At 63.7% G+C, this 24,422-nt stretch carries 24 protein-coding genes; 10 read left to right on the top strand and 14 right to left on the bottom strand.

Annotated elements, in window-relative coordinates; genetic code table 11:
- The first annotated feature begins 108 nt into the window (after positions 1-108).
- Positions 109-1,476 carry a UDP-N-acetylmuramate:L-alanyl-gamma-D-glutamyl-meso-diaminopimelate ligase gene (mpl, locus tag AB5Y48_RS06075; protein WP_050667928.1) on the top strand — a complete coding sequence of 456 codons (1,368 nt, stop codon included), beginning with the start codon at positions 109-111 and terminating at the stop codon, positions 1,474-1,476.
- A complete protein-coding gene (locus AB5Y48_RS06070) occupies positions 1,473-2,090 on the top strand; it encodes a flavin prenyltransferase UbiX (RefSeq protein ID WP_368163999.1) in 618 nt (205 codons plus the stop codon). The genes mpl and AB5Y48_RS06070 overlap by 4 nt, the downstream gene beginning before the upstream one ends.
- A gap of 42 nt (positions 2,091-2,132) precedes the next feature.
- Here the strand turns inward: AB5Y48_RS06070 and AB5Y48_RS06065 are convergent, their stop codons facing one another.
- Genes AB5Y48_RS06065 through AB5Y48_RS06055 form a run of 3 tightly spaced genes read right to left on the bottom strand, consistent with a single transcriptional unit; the run spans position 2,133 to position 7,290 of the window.
- Positions 2,133-4,091 (bottom strand): MtrB/PioB family decaheme-associated outer membrane protein, encoded by a 1,959-nt coding sequence (locus AB5Y48_RS06065; protein WP_368163998.1) that lies wholly within the window; start codon positions 4,089-4,091, stop codon positions 2,133-2,135.
- A gap of 9 nt (positions 4,092-4,100) precedes the next feature.
- On the bottom strand, positions 4,101-5,045 hold the full coding sequence (locus tag AB5Y48_RS06060; RefSeq protein WP_368163997.1) for a DmsE family decaheme c-type cytochrome: 945 nt from the start codon (positions 5,043-5,045) through the stop codon (positions 4,101-4,103).
- 46 nt (positions 5,046-5,091) lie between these two features.
- Complete coding sequence (locus tag AB5Y48_RS06055) at positions 5,092-7,290, bottom strand: OmcA/MtrC family decaheme c-type cytochrome (RefSeq protein ID WP_368163996.1); 2,199 nt, start codon at positions 7,288-7,290, stop codon at positions 5,092-5,094.
- A 221-nt stretch (positions 7,291-7,511) separates the two neighbouring features.
- On the opposite strand from AB5Y48_RS06055, the gene AB5Y48_RS06050 reads away from it, so the two are divergent.
- Both AB5Y48_RS06050 and AB5Y48_RS06045 read left to right on the top strand, forming a co-directional pair.
- A complete protein-coding gene (locus AB5Y48_RS06050; protein WP_050667923.1) occupies positions 7,512-8,111 on the top strand; it encodes a c-type cytochrome in 600 nt (199 codons plus the stop codon).
- Between the two features lie 10 nt (positions 8,112-8,121).
- On the top strand, positions 8,122-8,703 hold the full coding sequence (locus AB5Y48_RS06045) for a NapC/NirT family cytochrome c (protein WP_368163995.1): 582 nt from the start codon (positions 8,122-8,124) through the stop codon (positions 8,701-8,703).
- 70 nt (positions 8,704-8,773) lie between these two features.
- On the opposite strand, the gene AB5Y48_RS06040 is transcribed toward AB5Y48_RS06045, so the two are convergent.
- A complete protein-coding gene (locus AB5Y48_RS06040) occupies positions 8,774-9,412 on the bottom strand; it encodes a TetR/AcrR family transcriptional regulator (protein WP_050667972.1) in 639 nt (212 codons plus the stop codon).
- 202 nt (positions 9,413-9,614) lie between these two features.
- Between AB5Y48_RS06040 and hpt the strand changes: the two genes are divergently transcribed.
- The 3 genes from hpt to AB5Y48_RS06025 all read left to right on the top strand — a co-directional run bounded on the left by hpt (position 9,615) and on the right by AB5Y48_RS06025 (position 11,936).
- Positions 9,615-10,145, top strand: coding sequence for a hypoxanthine phosphoribosyltransferase (gene hpt, locus AB5Y48_RS06035; RefSeq protein WP_050667922.1), 531 nt, complete (start codon positions 9,615-9,617; stop codon positions 10,143-10,145).
- Between the two features lie 97 nt (positions 10,146-10,242).
- Complete coding sequence (locus AB5Y48_RS06030; RefSeq protein WP_197273685.1) at positions 10,243-11,166, top strand: ABC transporter ATP-binding protein; 924 nt, start codon at positions 10,243-10,245, stop codon at positions 11,164-11,166.
- Positions 11,163-11,936, top strand: coding sequence for an ABC transporter permease (locus tag AB5Y48_RS06025; RefSeq protein WP_050667921.1), 774 nt, complete (start codon positions 11,163-11,165; stop codon positions 11,934-11,936). The genes AB5Y48_RS06030 and AB5Y48_RS06025 overlap by 4 nt, the downstream gene beginning before the upstream one ends.
- Before the next feature lie 218 nt (positions 11,937-12,154).
- On the opposite strand, the gene AB5Y48_RS06020 is transcribed toward AB5Y48_RS06025, so the two are convergent.
- Entirely contained in the window at positions 12,155-14,236 is a 2,082-nt protein-coding gene (locus AB5Y48_RS06020) for a hypothetical protein (protein WP_050667920.1), read from the bottom strand.
- Between the two features lie 234 nt (positions 14,237-14,470).
- On the opposite strand from AB5Y48_RS06020, the gene AB5Y48_RS06015 reads away from it, so the two are divergent.
- The 3 genes from AB5Y48_RS06015 to AB5Y48_RS06005 all read left to right on the top strand — a co-directional run bounded on the left by AB5Y48_RS06015 (position 14,471) and on the right by AB5Y48_RS06005 (position 15,881).
- Positions 14,471-14,863 carry a CesT family type III secretion system chaperone gene (locus AB5Y48_RS06015; RefSeq protein ID WP_050667919.1) on the top strand — a complete coding sequence of 131 codons (393 nt, stop codon included), beginning with the start codon at positions 14,471-14,473 and terminating at the stop codon, positions 14,861-14,863.
- Positions 14,864-14,937: 74 nt separating this feature from the next.
- A complete protein-coding gene (locus AB5Y48_RS06010) occupies positions 14,938-15,357 on the top strand; it encodes a MauE/DoxX family redox-associated membrane protein (RefSeq protein WP_050667918.1) in 420 nt (139 codons plus the stop codon).
- On the top strand, positions 15,354-15,881 hold the full coding sequence (locus AB5Y48_RS06005) for a rhodanese-like domain-containing protein (protein WP_050667917.1): 528 nt from the start codon (positions 15,354-15,356) through the stop codon (positions 15,879-15,881). Before AB5Y48_RS06010 ends, AB5Y48_RS06005 begins: the two co-directional genes overlap by 4 nt.
- A 36-nt stretch (positions 15,882-15,917) precedes the next feature.
- On the opposite strand, the gene AB5Y48_RS06000 is transcribed toward AB5Y48_RS06005, so the two are convergent.
- The 9 genes from AB5Y48_RS06000 to AB5Y48_RS05960 all read right to left on the bottom strand — a co-directional run bounded on the left by AB5Y48_RS06000 (position 15,918) and on the right by AB5Y48_RS05960 (position 24,396).
- The gene (locus AB5Y48_RS06000) at positions 15,918-17,042 is read right to left on the bottom strand and encodes a M20 family metallopeptidase (RefSeq protein ID WP_368163994.1); all 1,125 of its coding nucleotides are present in this window, start codon (positions 17,040-17,042) and stop codon (positions 15,918-15,920) included.
- Positions 17,043-17,049: 7 nt separating this feature from the next.
- Positions 17,050-17,517 (bottom strand): YjiG family protein, encoded by a 468-nt coding sequence (locus AB5Y48_RS05995; RefSeq protein WP_050667915.1) that lies wholly within the window; start codon positions 17,515-17,517, stop codon positions 17,050-17,052.
- Positions 17,518-18,237 (bottom strand): nucleoside recognition domain-containing protein, encoded by a 720-nt coding sequence (locus AB5Y48_RS05990; RefSeq protein WP_050667914.1) that lies wholly within the window; start codon positions 18,235-18,237, stop codon positions 17,518-17,520.
- A gap of 195 nt (positions 18,238-18,432) precedes the next feature.
- Positions 18,433-19,281, bottom strand: a complete 849-nt coding sequence (gene panC / locus AB5Y48_RS05985) for a pantoate--beta-alanine ligase (protein WP_224161075.1) — start codon at positions 19,279-19,281, stop codon at positions 18,433-18,435.
- A 42-nt stretch (positions 19,282-19,323) separates the two neighbouring features.
- A complete protein-coding gene (gene panB, locus AB5Y48_RS05980) occupies positions 19,324-20,118 on the bottom strand; it encodes a 3-methyl-2-oxobutanoate hydroxymethyltransferase (RefSeq protein ID WP_050667912.1) in 795 nt (264 codons plus the stop codon).
- 9 nt (positions 20,119-20,127) lie between these two features.
- The gene (folK, locus tag AB5Y48_RS05975) at positions 20,128-20,625 is read right to left on the bottom strand and encodes a 2-amino-4-hydroxy-6-hydroxymethyldihydropteridine diphosphokinase (protein WP_050667911.1); all 498 of its coding nucleotides are present in this window, start codon (positions 20,623-20,625) and stop codon (positions 20,128-20,130) included.
- Positions 20,625-22,073 (bottom strand): polynucleotide adenylyltransferase PcnB, encoded by a 1,449-nt coding sequence (gene pcnB / locus AB5Y48_RS05970; protein WP_050667910.1) that lies wholly within the window; start codon positions 22,071-22,073, stop codon positions 20,625-20,627. Before pcnB ends, folK begins: the two co-directional genes overlap by 1 nt.
- Before the next feature lie 47 nt (positions 22,074-22,120).
- On the bottom strand, positions 22,121-23,002 hold the full coding sequence (gene gluQRS / locus AB5Y48_RS05965) for a tRNA glutamyl-Q(34) synthetase GluQRS (protein WP_368163993.1): 882 nt from the start codon (positions 23,000-23,002) through the stop codon (positions 22,121-22,123).
- A gap of 374 nt (positions 23,003-23,376) precedes the next feature.
- Complete coding sequence (locus tag AB5Y48_RS05960) at positions 23,377-24,396, bottom strand: zinc-binding alcohol dehydrogenase family protein (RefSeq protein WP_050667908.1); 1,020 nt, start codon at positions 24,394-24,396, stop codon at positions 23,377-23,379.
- Positions 24,397-24,422 lie beyond the last annotated feature (26 nt).

The raw sequence follows: 24,422 nt of genomic DNA, 5'->3' as shown, positions 1-24,422 counted from the left end.
GAGCTCGCTTCAAATGACCATATCAGGCGCCTCACGCCATCCTTCCCGTGCCAAAACGGGGTGCTGATTGCTAGAATGGCGCCCTACCTGACACGAAAAGGAAGCGGTATGCACATTCACATCCTCGGGATCTGCGGCACCTTCATGGGTGGCCTGGCCGTGCTGGCCAAGCAGCTTGGATACCGGGTCACCGGGTCGGACGCCAACGTCTACCCCCCCATGAGCACCCAGCTGGAGCAGCAGGGGATCGAGCTCATCGAAGGTTATGACCCCGCCCAGCTCGACCCGGCGCCGGATCTGGTGGTGGTCGGCAACGCCATGAGCCGCGGCAACCCCTGTGTGGAATATGTGCTCAACCGCAACCTGCCCTACGTCTCCGGCCCCCAGTGGCTGCTCGAGCATGTGCTCAAAGATCGCTGGGTGCTGGCCGTCGCCGGTACCCATGGCAAGACCACTACCGCCAGCATGCTGGCCTGGGTGCTCGAATACGCCAAGCTGGAGCCCGGCTTTCTCATCGGTGGCGTGCCGGGCAACTTCCCGGTGTCGGCACGGCTCGGCGCCGCCCCCTTCTTCGTGATTGAGGCCGACGAGTACGACTGCGCCTTCTTCGACAAGCGCTCCAAGTTCGTTCACTACCGTCCGCGCACCCTCATCATGAACAACCTGGAGTTTGACCACGCCGACATCTTCCCGGATCTCGCCGCCATCCAGCGTCAGTTCCACCACCTGCTGCGCATCGTGCCGGGCACCGGACGGGTCTTCTATCCCAAGGCCGACGAGAACCTGGCCGCCGTGCACAAGATGGGCTGCTGGAGCGAGCTCGAGCTGGTGGGCGACGACGCCACCTGGCGCGCGGTCAAGCTCAAGGCCGACGGCTCCGCCTTCGAGGTGTGGCTGGACGGACAGAAGCAGGGCGAGGTGCACTGGTCCTGCATCGGCGAGCACAACGTCAACAACGGTCTGATGGCCATCGCCGCAGCCCGCCACGCCGGGGTCATGGTGGAGCATGCGATCAACGGTCTGTGTGAGTTCCACTCCCCCAAGCGGCGCATGGAGCTCAAGGGCGAGGTGGCCGGCATCCGGGTCTATGACGACTTTGCCCATCATCCCACCGCGATCGCCACCACCCTCGGCGGCCTGCGCGCCCGGGTCGGCGACGAGCGCATCCTGGCGGTGCTGGAGCCGCGCTCCAACACCATGAAGCTCGGGGTGCACAAGGAGGAGCTGGCCGGCTGCTTTGGGGATGCCGACGAGGTGTTCTTCTTCCAGCCCCCCAACATCGGCTGGGATCTGGGGGAGGTGACCAGCCACATGGCCAAACCGGGCAAGGTGTTTAACGAGCTGGAAACCCTGGTCAACCGTCTGGTGGCCGAGTGCCGCGACGGGGACCATATTCTCATCATGAGTAACGGCGGCTTTGGTGGCATTCACGACAAGCTGCTCACCCGTCTCAAGGAGTATCACGGTCTGGCATGAACGCGATCACCCTCGCCCTGACCGGGGCCTCCGGCGCCCCCTATGCCCTGCGCCTGCTCGAGTGTCTGGTGCAGGCCGACTATCGGGTCTACCTGCTGGCCAGCAGCGCCGCCCGGGTGGTGCTCAAGACCGAGCAGGGGCTCGACTGGCCCGCTTCGCCCCAGGCCCTTTCGGCGCGCTTGTGCGCCGACTTCGGTGCCCGTACGGGGCAGATTGTCGCCTGCGGCAAGGAGGAGTGGTTCTCCCCGGTGGCCTCCGGCTCGGCGGCGCCGAAACAGATGGTGGTCTGCCCCTGCTCCATGGGCACCGTCTCGGCCATCGCCCACGGGGCGTCGGAGAATCTTATCGAGCGGGCGGCGGATGTGGTCATCAAGGAGCGCGGCCAGCTTATTTTGGTGCCGCGCGAGACGCCCTTTTCGGCCATCCACCTGGAAAACATGCTGAGTCTGGCGCGTCTCGGGGTGACCATCATGCCGGCCGCGCCGGGCTTTTATCATGAGCCGCGCAGCATCGACGATCTGGTGGACTTCATGGTGGCACGCATCCTCGATCACCTGGGGGTTGCGCACACCCTGTGCCAGCGCTGGGGTTACGCCCCCTCCCGGGATGAGTGACGCCACAAGAGAAGGGGACCGTTTGGTCCCCTTCGTTTGTGTTCAGAAGTGATAGAGCCAGGAGACCCCGCCGAAATATCCCCCGTAGTGCTGGTTCCATTCGCCCAGATTGGCCTCTTCCCCCAGATAGAGGTAGTCCTCGTCGCTCACCCGCTCATAGCGCAGATCCACTCTCAGGGCCTGGCGCTCGTCCAGCTGGTAGAGGGCATAGCCGCTGAGCCGGTGCAGGGTACTGGTGAGGTCCGGATAGTCGTAGCCGGCGCCGGCCTCATTGCGCCCCCGTCCATAGCTGTAGCTGTAGTCGAGCCCCAGGGTGAGATCCCGCTCCAGCGCCTTCCTCTTGGTGAGTCCGAGCCCTAAGGTGGAGATCTCGTCGCGCACCCGGGTCTGGTAGGGGGCCCAGTCGGGGGCATAGGCGTAGGCGTGTTGCTGATCCGATCCTATCCACTGCTGATTGAGGAAGAGGTTGAGATCGAGCTGCTCGGGCAGCGACCAGCTGGCTGAGAGGTCGACCCCGTAGTCCCTGTCCTGACTGCGCCCGATATCGGGTTCGGGGTAACTGTCCTCGGCCCACCAGGCCTCTGCCGTGAGGGTCAGGGGATCGTTCACCTGCCAGGTGAGATCCCCCCTGAGCTCGGCCCTGTCTCTGTCGGCCAGATAATATTGGCGCAGGGTCGGAGTGCCGCCGCTATCCCCCAGCCACTCGGAGCCGGTGCGGCGGCTGAGGCTCAGCCTGGTGCCGGCACTCCAGGGGCCGACGGGTTGGTAGCGGCCACGCACATAGAGGGTGTGCAGATCCGTTTCGCGCCGATCGGCCTCTTCCCGCCGGTCCCCCCGGTAGAGGTAACCCCCTTCCAGCTTGATGGCGCGGGAGAGACGGTAGGTGGCGCCCAGATCCCCCTTGGTGTGGCTGCGATCGGTCGGGGGGCGCAGCTTGCCGATCACCACCTGGCGATCCGACTTGTCCTGCCTGTCGTGGTGCTCGGCGTTGGCCTTGAGGGTGAGCGAGCGCGATAGCCGGTTGAGCCAGCGCGCATCGGCCTGCCAGGTCTCTACCCGTCCGTTGAAGTTATCCTGCGTCACCGGTGTGTTGGCGAAGGGGTTGAGTCCGCCGCTGGAGGTGGCCTGACTCATCATGACCCGTCCGGTGAGGCTCTGGCGATCCCAACTGCGCCTGCCGGAGAGGGTGAGGCGGTGGTAGTCATTGTCGGGCTCATAGGCGCGATCGTTGAGATAGGGGTTGGCCTGGCTGCCGTAGTAGAGGGCCTGGTGTTCGTTGGTGTAGAGGGTGCCGTAGTAACTGAGATCGACCAGCCACCCCTTGGCGAGATAACTCACCCCCGCATCCATCAGGGTCGTCTTCTGATCCTGGGGGATGGGCAGCCAGCCTGGCATGGGGCCCATCCCGGGCAGGGTGCTGGTATAGCCGGTGAGGGTACTGCGCCGGGTCTCATGGCGCAGGCTGGCGTGGGGTTGCCAGGGGCTCTTGGGGGTGAATTTCAGGCCGAGGGAGACCTGTTTTCGCAGCGTCTCCTTGTCAAACGGGGTGAGGGGGCCGGCCGAGAGAACCCCTTCCTCTCCCTGATAGATGCTCACCCCCCGGTTCCAGTAGTAGGGGCTCTCGCGATACTCGAGGCGCCCCCTCAGCCCGTCGTAGCGGCCCGCTTCGGTGGCGACGGAAAAGCGCTTCAGCCCAAGATCGGTCGCCTCTATATGACCGTATTCACTCCCCTCTCCCCGATAGTGGAGGTCGGTGTTGAGGGTGCCGAGCATCCCCTGGTCATAGTTGGTAGGAACCCAGTTGCGAAAGCGGCTGGCGCCGTCATCATTCATGTAGCCGACGCCGAGCCCGACGTCGCCGTGCCAGCCCTGATAGGGCTCGCATGCGTTGCAGCGCCAGCGTTCGGTATCGGTGGCCCGGGCCCGTTGCAGGTCGTAGTCATCGGCAGCCTGACTGGCGAAGGCCGTCAGCAGGGGCAGGCAGAGAGTGTAGTGGCGCATGGCTCCTCCTCAGCGTCTCAGGCTCTGGCCGTTGGGGTGATTGGTGCCGTGGACTTGTCCATGGCAGTTGAGGCAACTGCCGCCCCGCACCTTGAGATCCCCCTCCGGGATCGCCACGTTGGCGTGGGGCTCGCTGTGGCACTCCTGGCAAAGTTGTGGCAGCCGTTTCTTGAGCAGGGCGCTCTGGATGGCCCCATGAGGCTCGTGGCAGAGGGCGCAATCCTCGTTGACCGGCTGGTGCTCCCAGAGGAAGGGGCCACGCTTCTCGGCGTGGCACTCATAGCAGGTCTCGTTGAGTGAGGGCTGTTTGAGATCGGCCGGGTTGATGGATTGGTGCGGGTTATGACAACTGGCGCACGCCATGGCCCCGTTTTGCAGGGGATGGCTGGACCGCTTGTGCAGATCGGCCTTCTCCTTGGCGTGACACCCGGTGCAGATGGCGGTCTGGCTGGCGCTCTCGTTCATGGGATCCCTGGTCTGGTGTAGCCGGTGGCAACTGGTGCAGGTGAGATCCTCACTGGCGTGGCTGCTGGCGTGCCATCCCATGCGCCGGGTGTCGGTGTGGCAGGAGAGGCAGACGCTGTTTTGCTTCTCGGCCGGAATGGGAGAGTCGGGCCCGAAGGTGATCATCGGCTCTCTGCGCTCACCCTTGCGAGGATTGCGGGCGTGATTGCCGACCGGTCCGTGACACGCCTCGCACTGACGATCCCCCATGGGTCCACGGGCATTGGCCGGATTGCCGTGTACCGTGTGAAAGATACCGGTGGCTGTCTTGTCCGAGTCGGCATCGTGGCAGCGCAGGCAGGTATCGGCTCCCTTGGTCGAGTAGTGTCCCTCGTCGAACTTCTTGTCGAGCACCGCCTCAACCTCTTCCCTGGGGTCGGCCGCCTGCACTGCCGCCATCGCTCCGAGCAGCAGACAGAGGGCCAAGCTCCATCTCGTCGTCCTTCTCATCTCGTGACTCCCTCAATGTACCGGGCGGGGTTCCCCGCCACGGTCTTTAGTTAGCGCGGTAGTCGTATACCTTGTGAACCTTGTCGACCCCCTGCTCCTGGCCGACCGCATGGCAGCTGGCACACTGCTCGGTGCCGCTGGCTGCGGCCGCGCTGTCGGCACCAAAGACGGCACCGTTGCTGCGCATGTGCGACGCCCACTCATCGCCACTGGCCGGAGTGGTCGGATTGACCAGGCCGAGGGGGGACTTGAGGTGACAGCTGGCACAGACCACCAGGGTGGGACTGAAGTATTTGGGGTTCTTGTTGTCTGCCGTGGTCGTCGCCAGCGAGGGTCTGGGGTTTTGCTGGTTGGGCAGGTTGTATTGGGCCTGGGTGTGGCAGTTCTCACAGTTGTTGATGACACCGGGGAAGCGGGACTCCCCATCCCTGTGCGAGCCCATGGCGTGGAAGGAGTGGACGTGGTACTTGAGGTCGGCCGGGAAGCCGGCATAGAAGGCGGCCCGGGTGGCGTTGTGGCAGCTGGAACACTGCACGAAATCTTTGGCGTTGTGATTGCGCTCGTGCACCGTCAGATCCTTGTGACAGCTGTTGCAATTGGCACGGTTGACTCCGACCGGCTCCTGATACGAGACCGGGCTGCCCCCGAGATCGAAGGCCCCATGGGCCACATTGGCGGCGATGGTGTGCAGGTCGGCATCTTCCGGATTGCCTGAGCGATCCACCAGGGAGCTGCACTGGGCCAGGCTGGCCGGCTTGCCATTTTCCAGCGCCTTGCGATCGGCGCACAGGGCCATCTCGGCATTGGCTACCACCAGCACGGCATTGTCTGCCGGCACCTGGGTCATGCTCTTTTGACACAGGAAGAGGCCATCGCCCTGGGCGACACAGCCACTGGCCATGTCGATACGGTTCTCGGAGTAGCTGATGGCATCTCCCTGGCCATTGTCCCAGTTGACCAGCACATAGGCCTTGCCTGTGTTCAGATAGGGCAACAATTCGCCCAGGCTGTTGACGCCCACCCCATCCCGGCGCAGGCGCACCTCGACCAGCACATTCGGTGCCTGGTAGCGAGCGCTCTCCATGGTCATCTGCAGGGTATCCCTACCCGCTTGCAGTGAGGCCACTCGTCCCTCGTGCATCACCTTCACCGAGGCCTGGCGCAAGGTCGGGTTGGGGCCGTGACAGTTGGCGCAGTAAAACTCGGTGGAGCTGAAGTGGTTGGCGCTGTGATCCTCATGACAGGAGCCACATGTCTGTGTGCTGGGGACGCTGAACCAGTGGTTGGCTTCGGGGGTTTTGCTGTTGCTGTCGTCATGACAGGTGGAGCAGTTGCGCAGATCTTGCGGGAAATGCACCCCGGAGAGGGTGCCGCCATCATTGGCCCCATAGAGGTGCTTGGCGTCGCGAAAACCATAGACCATGTACTGGCCGCCGTCGGTGGCTTCGATCTGGGGCAGGTCCTTGCCCCGGTGGATCTTGTGCAGCATGACCCGAAAATCGAGGCTCAGCTCGTTTTGCTCAACCTTGTTGACGAAGCTGCGGCCATAGCCGGTGTTGCCCTGATTGTGGCAGGTGACGCAGAAGGAGACTTCGACCCGGCCGCCGCCGTGCAGGGCCAGCTTGTCGTGGCAGTTGTTGCAGGTCTTGGTCTCAACCATGGTGCGGCTGCTCAGGGGGCCACCGTCAGGCACCCAGTCGTAGGTGGGATTGCTGATATCGGAACTGTCGGTGGCGGCGAGCTGGATCCCGAGTCGGGTGGTACGACTTGTGACAAACTGCAGGGGCTGACCATTGACCGGATCGGTGTCGGTGCCGTAGGGGACCTGCTTGATGAGGTAGCTGTAGCGACCTTCACCGTGGTCGGTCAGAGTCCCGTTAGCGGCCGGGTTGGTGGTGGGCTGGATCACCGAGGGGATGCTGGAGGCGCTGTCGGCCGGGCGGTTGCGGCTCCGGTTCAGCAGGCTCTGCCAGCGAATGATGGTGCCGGCGCGTCCCTGCTCCTCCTCGATAAGCTGGGCCAGGGTGAAGGAGGGGGTGAGCCCTGTGATGGGGCGTCCCTGGCTGTCCATGACGGTGAATTCAACCGTCAGGCTGCGGCTTTGGGCATCGTAACGAGGGGAAGAGATAGTGACACCGGGCTTGCCTGTGGGGGGAGGCGTATTCTTGTCGCTATCACCGCCACCACCGCACGCCACCACTCCCATGACCAACAGGGTGGCCATCACTGCATTCCAGAGTCTCATATTATTTTCCTTTGATGCAGGTCCGGTATCAGTCCGGCTCCATTCCTTATGAAACTGCTCAAAAGTGTTTTTTTCTTGCTTCTTTAATGGCGGTTAACTGTGCGCCATCTCACGACCTTACCCATTAGAAAGGTAGGTGATTTGCGCTCGGCTATGCTCACAATGATGTCAATAAAGCTGATTTTGTGAGCGGGTAAACGGTTCTTGGGGAGTGACGACAGATGAAAGAGGCAATTGGAATGGTGTTATTGCTCGGTGCGATAGGCGGGGGCGTGGCGCAGGCCTCGGTGGAGGATGTGGCCAAGGGATGCGATGCCTGTCATGGCCCCAAAGGGGTGAGCCTCTCCCAGGAAATCCCGACCATTGCCGGGCTGCCCGCCGTTAACCTCGGCGATCAGATGCGCACCTATCTGGAGGGGCGGCCGGCCAAGCGGGTCAATCATGTGTCGGGAGAGACGGGCAAGAGCGGCGATATGACCGAGGTGATGAAGGGCCTCTCCGAGGCACAGATCGACGCCCTGGCAGATTATTATGCCGCGCTCCCCTTCATGCCGGCCAAGCAGCCCTTCGATAGTGCCAGGGCGGCGGTGGGCAAGGCTCTGCATCAGGCCAAATGTGAGAAGTGCCACACGGGAGGAGGGCGTAATCCGGCCGATGAGTCTTCCCTGTTGGGGGGGCAGATGAAGGGGTACATGCTCTACTCCCTCCACGAGTTCCGGCAGGGCAAGCGCGATGTGGACAAGAGCATGAACAAGGCGCTCGCCGCCATGAGCGAGGCCGATCTGGAGGCGCTGGCCGAATACTACGCCAGCTTGCAATGAGGAGGTGGTGGTGAGCGACAAACCGACCCTGTGGCGTCGTCTGTGGGCCACGCCCGCTGCCCGTTGGTGCCTGGGCATCCCGCTCGGCGGTGTGCTGGCGTTTGTTCTGGGGGGGGCGGCCCTGGCGGGGTTTCACGGTGTGTTGGGTTACACCAACAGCAACGGGTTTTGTTATCGCTGCCACCAGGGGATGGATAGCATAGTGGCGGAGTATCAGGCCTCGCCCCACTTCCACAATACCAAGGGGGTGGTGGCCGCCACCTGTAGTGACTGTCATGTGCCGCGTGAGCTGTTACCCAAGTTGTGGCTCAAGATCCGTGCTACCAAGGACATCTATCTCCGGCTCAGGGGAGAGATCACCCCGGACAACTTCGAGCGGGAGCACAGGGCCAGGTTGGCGGCCATCTCGACGGCAGAGTTTCGGGAGAGCGACTCGCGCAACTGCCGCTATTGCCACGATCCCACTCGCATGGATCTGGCCAATCAATCCCGATCGGCAGCCAGGCGCCACCAGGGGATGGCGGAGCGTGGCGAGTCCTGCATCGACTGCCATGCCGGTATTGCCCATCAACTGCCGACTCAGCAGGAGTGAGTCTGGCCAGAAAGAGTGAAGGCGACCATGGGTCGCCTTCACTCCGATCACCTGCGATTCACCGCTTTATTCAGGCCAGGGCAAGGGCCTGGGCTGCGCCCTGTTTCAGGGGGGCAGTGACATATTGGTAAACGGTTTCAACGACCTCACTGCGCAGGGGGCGCTCGGGGGCGTTGACCATCTGCATCATCAGGTAGCCAAAGCTGGTCAGGATGCGGGCCAGGGCCAGCGCACTGAGCTCACTCTCGATCTCACCGCGATCGAGGGCCTTCTGCAGACGGGGAGTAATGTGTTCGAGGATCTCGTCCAGCAGCTTGACATAGCGCGGCCACACCTCGTCGCGGACGGAGGAGCTCCACTCCAGCCAGATGTTGGCGTGGTCGGGGCGCTCGTAAGCCACGTTGACAAACAGCTCCACATGGCGACGTATGCTGTCGCAGATGGGGTGGTGGTCGCCATAGGCTTCGGTCATGAGTTGACGAATGAAGGCCTCGACCTCGCCGAGTACCTCGTCAACCAGCTCTTCGCGGGTATTGAAGTAGTTAAAGACGGTTGCCACTGACACCTTGGCCTCTTCGGCTATCTCGGCGTGTCCGGCCCGACCGATCCCGCGGCGGGAGAACACTTCAATGGCACATTCCATGAGTTGGGAACGGCGAGCCTCCGGCGAAAGCCGGGTGCGCCGTCTGATTTCTGCGCGTGGTTCCATCATATTGTCGTTTCTTTTATTGGACTTATGGTTGTGTGAATCTGTCGTTGCCGACTCAGCCTGTGATCACTGAGCACTTTACCAACTAAATTAATCCGGTTAAAGAGTGATGTGCCTGACGAGACTGGCGACAGATGTTACAATTGCCCACTTTCGAGTCGTGAAGCGTCATGTCAGGGACATGACACGGTTGGAGTGAAACATGAAACATACCGTTGAGGTGATGATCCCCGAGAGCGAAGTCCAGGCCCGTATCGTCGAGCTGGGCAAGGCCATCACCGAACACTATCAGGATACCGACGAGCTGGTGCTGGTGGGTCTGCTGCGCGGCTCCTGCGTCTTTTTGGCCGATCTCTGCCGCCATATCGAACTGCCGGTGAGTCTCGACTTTATGACCGCCTCCAGCTATGGCTCCAGCATGCACAGCAGCCGGGATGTACGCATCCTCAAAGACCTGGATGACGACATCAAGGGCAAGGATGTGCTGATCGTCGAGGACATCATCGACACCGGTTATACCCTGAGCAAGGTGCGCGAGATCCTCTCCCTGCGCGAGCCCAAGTCGCTGACCATCAGCACCCTGCTCGACAAGCCCTCCCGTCGTGAGGTACAGGTGCCGGTCGAATGGGTCGGCTTCGCCATCCCCGATGAGTTTGTGGTCGGCTGCGGCATCGATTATGCCCAGCGTTATCGCAACCTGCCCTACATCGGCAAGGTGGTCCCCCAGGAGTAAGCGAGACCAAGGCGCCTGACGCCCTGCAGCAGAGGTGGCCCAGTGCCGCCTCTTTTGTATGAAGCAACGACAAGATTGCCATGCGTGAGCAGAGGACATGATGAAAGCACTGGAAATCACAGCACTGAGAAAAACCTACCCCGGAGGCGTCGAGGCGCTCAAGGGGATCGATCTCTGCGTCGAGGAGGGGGACTTCTTCGCCCTGCTCGGCCCCAATGGTGCCGGCAAGTCGACCACCATCGGCATCATCAGCTCGCTCGTGAACAAGAGCGCCGGTCAGGTGAAGGTGTTTGGCCATGACATCGACCGGGATCTCGAGAAGGCCAAGGCCCAGCTCGGTCTGGTGCCCCAGGAGTTCAACTTCAGCCAGTTCGAGAAGGTGGGACAGATAGTCACCAACCAGGCCGGGTTCTACGGTGTGCCCCGTCATGAGGCGAAGATCCGTGCCGAGAAGTACCTGCGCCAGCTCGACCTGTGGGAGAAGCGGGATATGCAGGCGCGTACCCTCTCCGGGGGCATGAAACGGCGCCTGATGATAGCCCGTGCCCTGATGCACGAGCCGAAACTGCTCATCCTCGATGAGCCGACCGCCGGTGTCGACATCGAGATCCGTCGCTCCATGTGGCAATTCTTGCGCGACCTCAACCGCCAGGGGGTGACCATCATACTCACCACCCACTATCTGGAAGAGGCCGAGATGCTGTGCCGCAACATCGGCATCATCGACAAGGGGCGCCTCATCGAGAACACCAGCATGAAGAGCCTGCTTGGCAAGCTGGGGCGCGAGACCTTCCTGCTCGATCTGACCGCTGAGTGCCCGGCCAGCCTCGAGTTGCCCGGTTACCACTGCCGCTGTGTCGATGCCCGTACCCTGGAGGTAGAGCTCGACAAGAGCCAGACCCTCAACGGCCTCTTCGCCGCCCTGAGCGAGCTGGGGATAGGGGTGCAGAGCATGCGTAACAAGGCCAACCGGCTCGAGGAGCTGTTTGTCCATCTGGTGGAAGAGGGGAGAAAAGCATGAGTTCGCAGGCCTACTGGATCGCCTTTCAGAGCATACTGGCCAAGGAGATCACCCGTTTTACCCGCATCTGGGTGCAGACTCTGGTGCCGCCGGCCATCACCATGAGCCTCTATTTCGTCATCTTCGGCAACCTCATCGGGTCGCGCATCGGCGAGATGGGGGGCTTTAGCTATATGGAGTTTATCGTGCCCGGCCTCATCATGATGTCGGTCATCACCAACTCCTACTCCAATGTCGCTTCTTCCTTCTACAGCGCCAAGTTTCAACGCAACGTGGAGGAGCTGCTGGTGGCCCCGGTGCCCAACTACATCATCATCGCCGGCTTCGTCGGTGGCGGGGTGGCACGTGGGCTCTGCGTCGGGTTTATCGTGACCCTGGTGTCGCTCTTCTTCGTGCCGCTGCAGATCCATCACCTCTTCAGCGTCTGTGTCACCGTATTGCTCACCTCCATCGTCTTCTCCCTGGGGGGGCTTATCAATGCGGTGTTCGCCAAGAGTTTCGATGACATTAGCATCATCCCCACCTTCGTCTTGACGCCACTGACCTATCTGGGCGGGGTCTTCTACTCCATCTCCCTGTTGCCGGCGTTTTGGCAGGGGGTCTCCCAGGTGAACCCCATCATCTACATGGTCAACGCCTTCCGTTACGGCTTTCTCGGCATCTCGGACGTGCCCCTGACCACCGCCTACCTCATCATAGGGGGCTTTATCCTGGCCCTCTATACCCTGGCCTGGTGGCTGGTCTCGCGCGGAATCGGCCTGCGTCACTGATGCAGCCGTCCATGAAAAAGGCGCCTCGGCGCCTTTGTTCATTGACGGGTTTACCGCTCGGGGCATAGCCGCGGACGGAAGAAGGCTTCCCCTCGGCGAAACCCTCGAATCGTTTGGACACTCCTCTGCGGACGTGAGATCGGCGCCATTGAGGGCCGACGGGGGGCATCGTTCACCGCCCTGTCGGCGTCAATGGCTGTTCTCTGTTGGCGTCTTGGTTACGCCTGGATCTTGTGATCCTTGAGCAGGCGAGCGGTCAGGTCCAGCTTGTCATTGCGCTCCCGGGCGCGTTGGACGGGCTCTATCTCCCCCTGGGCATCCCGGCGATCCGGTCCGATGGCATCATCGATGGCTTGAGCCATCGCCTGGCGCCCTCTCTCCAGCTCGGGTTCGATCAGGCTCTCCTGCTTGCGGATCCGGTTCTGCTCCGGCGCCAGTTGCAGTGCCTCAAGTTGCCCCTCCAGGGTCTGGATCCGGCTGTTGAGGCGCTCGGATAGCTCGTAGAGGCGGTTTTCGGTACCGGCCTGCATCGCCCTGGCATCCAGGCTGTCGGCCCTGCTCTGGTCGAAGTTGCGAGCGGCGCGGGCGGCCAGCTCGAGGGCATAGGCCCGGGTAGCCATGGCATTGACTCCCCCCTCCCAGCTTGCCTCCGTGCCGATGCCCAGGGTCACTCCCGCCGTGGTGTGGAATTTGGCTCCCTGCGGGCCGATGGCCGCCGTGGCGCCGGCGCTGGCGCCCACCCCCAGGTTGGCCGACGCCTTCACCTTGGCCGAGAGGGCATAGGCATCGGCATACTGGCTCTTGAGCAGATTGAGCTCGGCGCTTCCCTCGGCCTTGAGACCGGCGAAGGCTGAGGCGTTGGCGGTCACGCTGGCGAGCGGTCCCTGGGGAGTGGCAATGAGGGCGGCCCCCGCCTCGGCCTTGACGGTGACGCCGGCCTCCGCCTTGCCCGCCACCTTGGCCCTGAGCAGCTGACCAATGGTCCAGCTCCCTTCGGCGCTCAGACCCAGCTTGCTCACCAGTTCGGCACTGGCGCCGACCCGCAGCAGGGTGAAATCATGGGGGCCCGGCTTGTAGCGCTCACCGTGGGTCTCCTGTATCGGCTTGGGGGGCGGATTAAACTGCAGGGAACCCTCCGCCTTGCCGACCACGGCTTCTGCCTTGAGGGTGGCCTTATTCTCCTGGCTCAGGGTGACCTTGGCGGCCAGCTCTCCAAAGGCGCCCTCTTTCTTTCCCTCCCACTTGCCGATCTCGATCTTGGCGAAGGCTTCGACCAGGGCGCTGGCGTTGATCAATCCCAGCTCCTTGAACTCCTTGCGGGCCAGCGGGTCGCCGTTGTTCCTCTCGCGGCTGGTGGTTTCCAGAGGGTGCTTGAGCTCGCGCCGGATCCCGGTCTGATAGAGGGGAGAGGCGCCCGGTTTTTGCCACAGGGCCTGCTCGTCGCTCTCCCGTTGAAGGAAAGGCTCATCGAGCCCGTCCACCAGCGCGGTCAGCAGCTCGGTACGCAGCAGGCCAATCTCTCCCTGCTTGTCGACCTTATCCTTGAGGCTGACGTCGAGCACCTCCTTGAGGTGTTGCAGCTCGATGAGTTGGCTGTGGGTCAGCAGGGTGTCCCGGGCGTGCTCCTCGGCGGTCGGCTGGGGCTTGAGCTCGACCAGGTCGGGGAAGCGACTGCGCAGGGTCGCGGTAAAGAGGTGCCACTCATGACTCTCTATCACCTCTTCCCGGTTGGGGGCTCGCCCCAGGCGCAGGGCCGTCATCCCTTCACTCAGGCCAAACACCTGGTCGAGGGCTGATTGCAGCTCGTGTTGGAACAGATCGTGCGCCCCCTCCTTGCGCAGCCCTTCCAGCCGGCTCATCCACTCCTTGATCTGCATGTTGCTGGCGATGGGTTGATTGACGCGGCCCTGGTCGTTGCAGAGCCAGGAGAGCTGAAAGTCGCTCTCCTTGCCGCCCTGGGCCAGGTGCTGACGACGGGAGGCGATGTCGCTGCGCAGGCGCGCGACCACGGGGTCTTGCTGGCGGGAGCGGTTCTTGCCGGAGGCGAGCCAGAAGTCGAGGGCCTTCTCGACCTTCTCCAGGCAAGCCAGGGAGGGGGTCTGGTTGGCCTGGTAGTGATTGATCGCCTTGCGCAGGCTCTTGAGCTCCTGGCTCTGACGATGACCCAGACCCCGGCGGATCTGGCGGTCAAACTCCCGATTACCGGCGTCGAGCAGGCGCAGCCGCGGCTGTGCCGGCGTCGTGACCTGATTCTCGATGAGCGGGGTGCTGGGGACATTGCTCTGTGTGCTTACCTTCATATGCTGTGCCTTTTTGTTTTGTTATGGCTGCAGATTACGCCCCATTCAGCCCCCTTTTTATCAGCCGTGGTCGCGCCATTTAAGGATTTGAGCGAACCCGCTCAATTTGTCGCCACCATCACACTTTTGCTGCGGTGTGTCGCTTGTCTAAAAAAATCTGGCCGATTTTGATACCCGTCCCGACGCCGGAGGCATAGCGTGTGCTCCGTCATCCTCTCTGCGACGGAACCGCTTATGTACCACACCCTTATCGCCGGCCTGTGCGAACAATTGGGCCTCCCCGCTCCGGCTATTGATCAGAGCGTTACCTCTTTTGCCATCGACGATGAACGGGTGGTAACCCTGGCCGAGGATGAGGGGCAACTGGTGCTCTATGTGTTGCTGCCCGACCACGGCATGCCCAACGCACCCCTGCTCTGGGATCTCGACAACTATCCCGTGTTTCAGTTGGGACGCTCCGAAGGGAGCACCCTGCTCTGGTGTCGTGAGTGGCTCGATCACCTCACGGTAGAGGGGCTTGCCTCGCTGCTGGAGCGAGCTCTCGAACTGGCCGACGATCTGCTGGCCCATCGCCGGGATCGGGTCGAGGCGCCGCGTGTCTCTCTGGCCCATACCCTGCGCGCCTAGATTCCCCCTGCGGGAAGGATTGTCAAACGACGATAAATTGCTAGACTAGGCGACTACCTAATAAGAGGTGTTTTATGGTCTGGCGCCTGCTGGCTCGTCTGCTTCTGGGGGGCTTTTTTCTCCTCTCGGGTGGCATCAAGAGCCTCTCTCCCGCTCTCTTCGTGCAACAGATCGATGCCTTCGGTCTGGTGTGGCCACCGCTGCAACCCCTGGTGGCCTGGGGGCTCATCCTGCTGGAGCTGGTGGCGGGAGGGGCCGTGCTGATGGGGTGGCGCCGGGGTCTCTGGTTGATGATGGCGCTGCTGCTGCTGTTTATCGCCGTGCTCGGTTACGGGGTGGCCATCGATCTCGACATCGCTTGCGGGTGCCTGGGCAAGGCCGATCTGGGTTCGTTGCCCCAGGCCATAGGGCGGGATCTGCTGATGCTGGCCATGGTGGCCGCGCTGCTGGTGCCCGCGCCTTCCCTCTCTCTCCCAACCAAGGAAGTGTCATGATGAAAACCCGTTCCCTCTCCCTGCTCGCCTCGCTGGTGGCAGCCTCCCTGATGCTGGGCGGTTGCGGTGACAATCAGTTCGAGCAGGAGGTCAAGCTGGAGCAGAGCGCCGTGCAACTGGCCAACGAGACGGCGCAGGGCCACTACCGGCTGATGACGGTGGCCGAGCTCAAGGGGCGTATGGACAAGGGGGAGGAGATGGTCATCCTCGATACCATGCCGCTCGAGGCTTCCTACAAGAAGGGGCACATCCCGGGGGCCAAGAACTTCGTCTTCGTCAAGGAGGCCAAGGGCTCGCCGGTCTGGAGCGACATCGTGGAAGGGGAGGGGAGCGAGGCGCAGCTGCTGGCCTTGCTGGGTGAGGACAAGGAGCGCCCCCTGGTGATCTACTGCGGCTTCGTGCAGTGCGGTCGCAGCCATAACGCCGCCGCCTGGGCGGTGCAGCAGGGATATCGCCAGGTCTACCGGGTGCCGGGCGGCATCTTCGCGTGGAAGGGGGCCGGTTATCCCCTCGCCTCCGACTGAGACAAGAGACCCGCCATGTGGCGGGTCTCTTCGTTATCAAGGCGCCAGCTCGGCGAGCACCCTCTGCAACAGGCGGATCCGTGGCTCGACGGAGTCCAGATCCAGATACTCCTCATCGCTGTGAAAGCCGGCACCGACGGGGCCCAGCCCGTCCAGGGTCGGGATCCCCATGACCGCGGTCAGGTTGGCATCCGAGCCTCCGCCCACCGCCTGCCAGGTGATGGGGAGTCCGATCTGCTCGCCGCAGCGCTCCACCAGCGCCATCAGTCGCTCGGTCTCGGGGGAGGGGGTCATGGAGGGCTTGTAGGCCTCCCGGGTCAGGGTGATCCGGATCCCGTCACCGAAGGGGCGCTCGGCCATGGTGTGCAGGCTATCCTCCAGGGTCTGAAACGCCTGGTTGCTCCAGAAGCGCACATCCACCCAGGCGCAGGCCTGATCGGGGACTATGTTGGCGACGGCCCCTCCCTGGATGACGCCCAGGTTGAGGGTGGTGCCGTTCTCGATGTCATTGAGCGCGTCCAGGGCCAGGGTCCAGTGGGCCAGCTCGCGGATGGCGCTGCGCCCGGCGCGGGGATCGTTACCCGCGTGGGCCGCCTTGCCATGGGCCTCGATGCGATAGCGGGCCATCCCCTTGCGGGCCTTCACGAGTGAGCCATCGGCCCGGGCCGCCTCGGCCACCAGCACATGGCGGGCATCTTTGGCGACCGACTTGAGCCAGTCCTCGGAGTGGAGCGAGCCTATCTCCTCGTCCGGGTTCATGCAGATGCACAGGGAGAGGCGCGCGAGCAGGGCCGGGTCGAGCCCCCGTACTGCCCAGAGGATGTTGAGCAGTCCCGACTTCATGTCGGAGACACCGGGGCCGAAGGCTCGGCTCCCCTCCACTCGCAGGGGGCGTGCGGCGGCGGTGCCGACCGGGAAGACGGTATCGAGATGGCCGATCATCAGCACATCGATGGGCTCGCCGGCCGGTCGGTTGCGGATCTCGAGGCCGACGCCGGCCGCGCCGCAATCCACTTCGGTCAGTTGCCAGCCGGTCAGGGGGGCGAAGTGGCCCTTCATCAGCTCGACCACGGTGCGGTTCCCCTCCCGATTCAGGGTGCCGCAATCGACATTGACCAGGGAGCGCAGAGCGGCCAGGTAGTCATTCAATGAGAAGTGCATAGGGACCTCAGACGAGCAGGTTCATCAGCGCCATGGCGCCGAAGGCGTTGATGACAGAGATGGCGATCATCACCGGGATGTGGCGACCTTCGGTGCCGATAGGGCCCAGGATGCGGCCCAGATACTGGATCTGGGAGCCCATCAGGTAGATGGCCGGGGCCAGGATGGCGATCTGTCCACCGGTCAGGATCCCCTGATCGAACAGGGAGATGACCACTCCGACCGCGCCGCCCATGGACATCCAGGCGCCGATCAGTACGGCAGCGGCCTCACCGGGCAGGCCGAACAACCCCATCACCGGAGAGAAGATCGTGCCCATGGCATCCAGGGCGCCGGTGAGTTGCAGCACCTTGATGATGACAAAGGCCATCAGCACGTTGGGTACGGTGGAGGTGGTGGCGATGGTCCATCCCTTGCGGGCCCCCTCGACGAAGATGTCGGTCACCATGGGCTTCTTGATCTGGCTCTGGCTCATTTATGCGGCCTCCTTCTGGGGTTGCGAGGTCTCTTCCCGGCCATCGGTCAGGTTGAGGTAGAGGCGAAACAGGTTGGCCCCGACAATCTTGAAGATGAACATCACCGCCACCGCGAGACCGATGGAGGAGCCCACGGCCAGAGAGCCGTCGGCCAGGGTCAGGGTGAAGAGGACGGCTCCGGAGGAGAAGAAGTTCACTATGGTGGCCCCGGCGGAGAACTGGAACATGGTGAACACATCGGTCTCGCGCTGGGTCAGGTGTCCTTCATCCTTGAGCTGGCGGGTCATGGCGGCCCCTGCATCCGTGCTCTGCAAAGAGGCGATGAGGGCGAGCCCCGAGCTGCCCGGGATCCCCATCAGGGGCTTGAGCAGCGGGCTCAGCAGTTGGCGGGCGGCGCGCAGGGCACCGTAGTGCTCGAGCACATTGATCATGCCGAGGGCAAACATGACGGTGGGGATCAGGGTGAGGGCAAACAGAAAGCCGTCACGGGCACCGCTGCCCCCCTTGCCACGCAGATCGCTCATGGCGGTGGTGACCCCCTCGCTGCCCTGGCTGACCGACTGGACGACGGTACCAAAGGAGCCGTTGAGGGTGGTGAAGTCGAAGACGCCGAACCACTGCTTGGACTGCAGCAGGCCCGAGAAGAAGACGACGGCAAAGGCCAGGGCGAGGTAGCTCCCTATGCTGCGCCTCTCTTTGGTGGTTTCCTGAGATGACATTCGGTTTCCTTGGTTTTTTATGCTGAAAAATCACTAATTTATGGATGAGTGATTTTCCTCATGTGAGACCGAGGCTTATTGACCGATATCAAAGTAACAGGTGTGAGCAATGGCAAAAGTGTCAATAAAGTGCACTTTTGTGATGTTAATCAAGGGGGCATGAGTGAGGCCCGGCGAGTGCCGGGCCCGGGGGAGTCAGAGGGCAAGGCTCCGATTGTCGATGAGACGCGCCTTGCCGAGGAAGGCGGCCATCAGGATCACCGCCTCCCGGCTCTGCTCGTTCAGCGGGAGCAGGGTGTGGGCGTCGACGATGTCGATGGCATCGGTCTTGAAGCCGGCCTCGTCCAGGGCGCGGGCCCCGTCGCGAACCAGGGCCTCGAGGTCGCGCTCGCCACCGGCCAGGCGATCGGCCAGGGTGTGCATCACCCGGGCCAGGGTGGGGGCGATGGCGCGTTCGGCGGCAGTGAGGTAGCCGTTGCGTGACGACAGGGCCAGGCCATCGTCGGCCCGCACCGTGGGCACGCCGACGATCTCGATGGGCATGGCCATGTCCTCGACCATCTGGCGAATGAGCGCCAGCTGCTGGAAGTCTTTCTGACCGAAGCAGGCCACATCGGGCTGTACCAGATTGAAGAGCTTGGTGACGACCGTGCTGACCCCGCGGAAATGGCCCGGGCGCAGGGCGCCTTCCAGCAGGGCAGACAGACCCGGTACCTCGACGAAGGTCTGGTTGGCCAGCCCCTTGGGATACATGACTTCCGGGGTCGGGGTGAACACCAGATCGGCGCCGGCGGCGCGCAGGGCGTCGCAGTCCTGCTCCAGGGTACGCGGGTAGTTGGCCAGATCCTCGGCCCGGTCGAACTGCATCGGGTTGACGAAGATGCTCACCACCACGCGCTCGGCGCGGGCGCGGGCCTCGGCCACCAGGGTCAGGTGCCCCTGGTGCAGGTTGCCCATGGTGGGCACGAAGGCGATGCGCTCGCCGGCGCGGCGCCAGGCGCTCAGGGTGGAACGAAGATCGGCGATCTGTGAGACAACCAGCATGAGATGAACTCCTAAGCTAAGGGGGCCTGTGGCCCCCTGACATCAGTTGAAGCAGTGCTCCGGCCCGGGGAAGGTTCCCTCGGCCACTTCCTTGATATAGAGGCGAACCGCGCCCCGCAGGTCGCCGGTCTCGGCCAGGAAGTTCTTGGTAAATTTGGGCACATAGCCGGAGGTGACGCCGAAGGCGTCGTGCATCACCAGGATCTGGCCATCGGTGACCGGGCCGGCACCGATGCCGATCACCGGGATGCGCAGGGCCTTGGTGATGCGCTCGGCCAGCGCCACCGGCACGCACTCGAGCACCAGCAGCTGGATGCCGGCCTCCTGCAGGGCCAGGGCCTGACGGTAGATCTCCTGGGCCTGGAACTCGTCGCGCCCCTGCACCTTGAAGCCGCCGAAGACGTGCACCGACTGGGGGGTCAGCCCCAAATGGCCGCACACCGGCACCCCGTTACGGGTCAGGTGGCGAATGGCGTCACACAGCCACTCCCCCCCCTCCATCTTGACCATGCGCGCACCGGCGGCCATCAGGCGGGCGGCGTTCTGGTAGGTCTGCTCGGGGGTGGCATAGCTCATGAACGGCATGTCGGCGATGACCAGGGCCTGGTCAGCCCCCTTGGCCACGCAGCGGGTGTGGTAGGCCATCTCGTCCATGGTGACGGCGAGGGTGTCGCTCCCCCCCTGCAGCACCATGCCGAGGGAGTCGCCGATGAGCAGCACATGGGCACCTTCGTCGTCGAACAGTCTGGCGAAGGTAGCGTCATAGGCGGTGATGGCGGTGAACTTCTGCCCCTCCTGCTTCATCTTCAGCAGGGAGGCGGTGGTGATCTTGCTCATTAAAGGCTCCTACACGGCAGGGGCCGGCGCCACGGCCATCAGGCCGTTACGCGGGCACTGGGCAACCAGGTCGGACAGGGGCGAGCCACAGGGCAGGTGCAGGTGAGGGGCGATCTCGTGCAGGGGGAGTAGCACAAACTCCCGCACCTTCATGCCGTAGTGGGGCACGGTGAGACGCTCGTGCTCCAGGGTGGCGTCACCATAGAGCAGCAGATCGAGATCCAGGGTGCGAGGTCCCCAGCGCTCTTCCTTGCGAACACGTCCCTGTTCCAGTTCGATACGTTGCAATGCATCCAGCAGCGCCAGGGGGGCGAGGTCAGTCTCCAGACCGACCACGGCGTTGACGTAGTCGGGTTGATCCCGGGGCCCCATGGGGCGGCTGGCATAGAAAGATGACGCCAGCACCAGTCGGCTCTGTGGCACCCCGCGCAGGGCATCGACGGCGCGCTGCGCCTGCTCGAGGGGGGCGTCCAGGTTGGAGCCGATGGCGACGAAGGCGAGGGTCATTACTCGGCGGCCGGCTTGCGGCGGCGCGGACGGCGCCGACGGTTGTTGCGCTTCTTCTCACCGCGCGGCTCGTCACGGCTGGCATCTCGCTGCAGCTGTTGACGGGACTCGGGGGCCGACTCCACATAGCGCTCCCACCAGCTGGCCAGCTCGCCGATGCCCCGCTCGACCCGGTTGCGCAGCAGCAGGAAGTCGTAGGCGGCGCGGAACTTGGGATGCTCCATGGCGCGCTCCGGGTGGCGTCCCTGACGGCGGGTCAGACGGGTCTGCAGGGCCCAGATGTCGCGGATGTCGGTGGTGAAGCGGCGTGGCACGGCGATGACCCGGGTCTGGCTATCCAGCACCTCGTTGACCGCCATCATGAAGGCGTCGTGCCAGGGCAGGCCGCTCTCGTTCTCCAGTACCCGGGCACGACTCTCGACCGCACCCCACAACAGGGCGGCATAGAGGAAGGCGGGGGTGACGCGCTTGTCATCCTGCACCCGCTTGTCGGTATCGATCAGCGCCAACTCGATGAAGCGCTCGCAGACCGAGTCCCCGTTCGGGGTCAGCAGCGGGGTCAGCTGCGGGAAGAGCTGCTGGAACAGGTTGTAGTCGCGCAGCTGGCGATAGGTCTCCAGGGCGTGACCGGCCAGGAACAGCTTGAGGGTCTCCTCGAACAGGCGGGCCGCCGGAATATCTTGCAGCAGGGGGGCCAGCTCGCGGATCGGGGCCGCGGTGCGCGGGCTAATCTGCATGTCGAGCTTGGCGGCGAAGCGCACGGCGCGCAGCATCCGTACCGGGTCTTCCCGGTAGCGGGTCTCGGGGTCACCGATGAGCTCGAGGCGACGGGCCTGCAGATCCTCCAGACCACCGGCGAAGTCGTGCAGGGTGAAGTCTCTGGCGCTGTAGTAGAGGGCGTTAACGGTGAAGTCGCGGCGCTCGGCATCCTCTTCGATGGTGCCGTAGACGTTGTCGCGCAGCAGCATCCCCTCTTCGCTCTGGGCCGAGATGTGGCGGCTGTTGTTGACCTGATGGTGGTGACCGCGGAAGGTGGCCACCTCGATCACGTCGCGACCGAAGACGATATGCGCCAGGCGGAAGCGACGGCCGATGAGCCGGCAGTTGCCGAACAGGGCCTTGATCTGCTCCGGGGTTGCCTCGGTGGCGATGTCGAAGTCCTTGGGGGTCTTCCCGAGCAGCAGGTCACGGACACCACCCCCCACCAGATAGGCCTCGTAGCCGGCCTTGTTCAGGCGGTAGAGCACCTTGAGCGCATTCTCGCTGATCTCCTTGCGCGAGATGGAATGCTCGTCGCGGGAGAGGATGCGGCGTTCATGGATGACGGGGGCGTGCTGTTCGGATTCCATCTGCATGCCGTCCTCTTCCTTGCCTAGCACCTTGCGGCAAAAGTTTGCGATCTGGGAAAAAATGGTACACCTCGATAACTCTGTTTGACGGGAGGCCAAAAAATAGCGGCCTATGATAGCTCAGGCCCGACCAAATGAAAAACCATCTAGCCCGCCACGGGCGAGGGCAGGCTGATCTGATGCGGCACCCGTGCCGGTTGCCAGTGGGCAATGGCCCATTCGAGCAGTGGCTCCGGGGGGGCGCCGTGCAGATCGCCGGGGGCCGGATGACCGAGAAAGGCCAGGGCCGCCAGCAGGGGGGCGGCGGGGTCCTCCGGCAGGGCGCGGGCATGGTTCTGCTTGGAGAGCTTGCTGCCATCGGGCTGCACCGCCAGCGGCAGATGAACCCAGGCGGGGATGGTCGCCCCCAGGCGCTGGTAGAGGGCTATCTGGCGCACCGTGGGCTCGAGCAAGTCGGCCCCGCGCACCACCTCGGTGATGCCGCTGTCCATGTCATCGACCACCACGGCCAGGTTGTAGGCATAGAGGCCGTCGCGCCGGCGCACGATGAAATCCTCTTCGGCCAGGGCCGGCGCCACTGCGATGCGTCCCTGCAGGGCATCGTCGAAGTGATAAACCGGGTGGCGTTGGCGCAGCCGGGCGGCGCAACCCGCCGGATGGAGCCCCAGCTCCCGGCAGCTGCCGGGATAGAGGCCGCCGGCCGCGGCTATCTCGCGCCGGGTGCAGCGACACCAGTAGAGATCGCCGCTCTGGTAGAGGCGCTCGATGATCTCGTCGTAACGCCCATGACGCCGGCTCTGAAACATCACCTCCCCATCCCAGGTCAGGCCGTAGCGCTCCAGGGTGCGCAGGATCAGATCGCTCGCGCCCGCCATCTCCCGTGGCGGGTCTATGTCCTCGATGCGCACCAGCCAGCGTCCCCCCTGGGCCCGCGCCTGCAGATAGCTGCCAAGGGCCGCGACCAGGGAGCCGAAGTGAAGAGGGCCGGAGGGGGAGGGGGCAAAGCGCCCGACATAGGCTGGTGTCATGGTATCAAGGCAGAAGTCGCTCGGTTGGACTAAGCATTCTGCGCCCCTGACAGAAAAACTCAAGTGTGTGGCGACGCCGTCGCGATGTCATGGCACGTATTTTGATGTGGTTCTGGGCTGTGGGGGCACTCCCCCTTGCTCTTGGCGACTCGATTCGCCTTCCGTCATGGTTTGGCTGCCCTCGGGCGGCCATTTTTTCCGGTGGCAGGTGAGTATGGCGATATTGGCACGGGAGCTGCTAACCCTTCAGGGTCCTGCCCGCAGGATGTGTGTGTTCATTTCAGGTATTGGACTGGCCGGTCGGCCAGTCCGTTTTTTTTATATGCGTGTGAGGGTGTGTTCGCTGGCGCCCCAAGATGGGGCGCCTTTGCGTCCTAGTTGTGCAGGTTACGGCTGTCGATGGCCAATTTACCTATCATCTTGCCCCCCTCCACGATGCGATGGGCCTCGGCCAGGGTGGCCGGGGTGAGTCGGTCCAGGGCCCGTGTCAGGGTGGTGCGCACCGAGCCCTCGTCCACCATGCGGGCCACGTCGGCGAGCAGATCCCCCTGGCGCTGCATATCTGCGGTCTTGAACAGGGAGCGGGTGAACATGAACTCCTGGCTGAAGGTGACGCTCTTGGCCTTGAGCAGGGAGAGATCCCAGGGCTCGTCCGACTCGGCGATGGTGCAGATCTGGCCCAGAGGCGCGATGAGATCCGCCATGCTCTGCCAGTGTTGCTCGGTCGCGTTGGTGCAGAAGATATAGTCGACCCGGTCGATCCCCTCGTCGGCCAGTGCGGCGGTGAGGTTGTGATGGTTGACCACCTTGTGTGCGCCCAGGCCAGAGACCCAGTCGTGGCTTTCGGGGCGCGAGGCGGTGGCGATCACCTCCACGTTAGGCAGCAGGCGGCGCGCCAGCTGGATGGTGATAGAGGCGACCCCACCGGCGCCGCCGATGATGAGCAGGCGGCCCCGGCTCTCGCCACTGAGGCCCAGACGCTCGAACAGGGTCTCCCAGGCGGTGATGGTGGTCAGGGGCAGGGCGGCCGCCTCTACATCGCTGAGGCTGCGGGGGGCGAGGGCGACGAGGCGCTCATCCACGGTCTGCAGTGCGGCATTGCTGCCGGGGCGGCTGATGTCGCCGGCGTACCAGACCCGATCGCCGGGCTTGAAGCCGGTCACGTCGCTGCCGATGGCGATCACCTCACCCACCGCATCCCAGCCCAGCACTCGCGGGGCCGGCTCGACCTTGGCCTTGGGGGCGCGCACCTTGACGTCGACCGGGTTGACCGAGACGGCATTGACCCGCACCAGCAGATCACGGGGGCCGGGCTCGGGGGCTTGCAGATCGACCTCGAGGAAGCACTCCGGATGATCGCTTGGCAGATAGTGGGTCAGGGCAATGGCTTTCATGTGTTGGCTCCGTGGCATGTATCAGG

This window comes from Aeromonas sp. R6-2 (assembly GCF_040908155.1).
GTDB lineage: Bacteria > Pseudomonadota > Gammaproteobacteria > Enterobacterales > Aeromonadaceae > Aeromonas > Aeromonas schubertii.
This window is presented reverse-complemented; position numbering and strand designations above follow the sequence as displayed.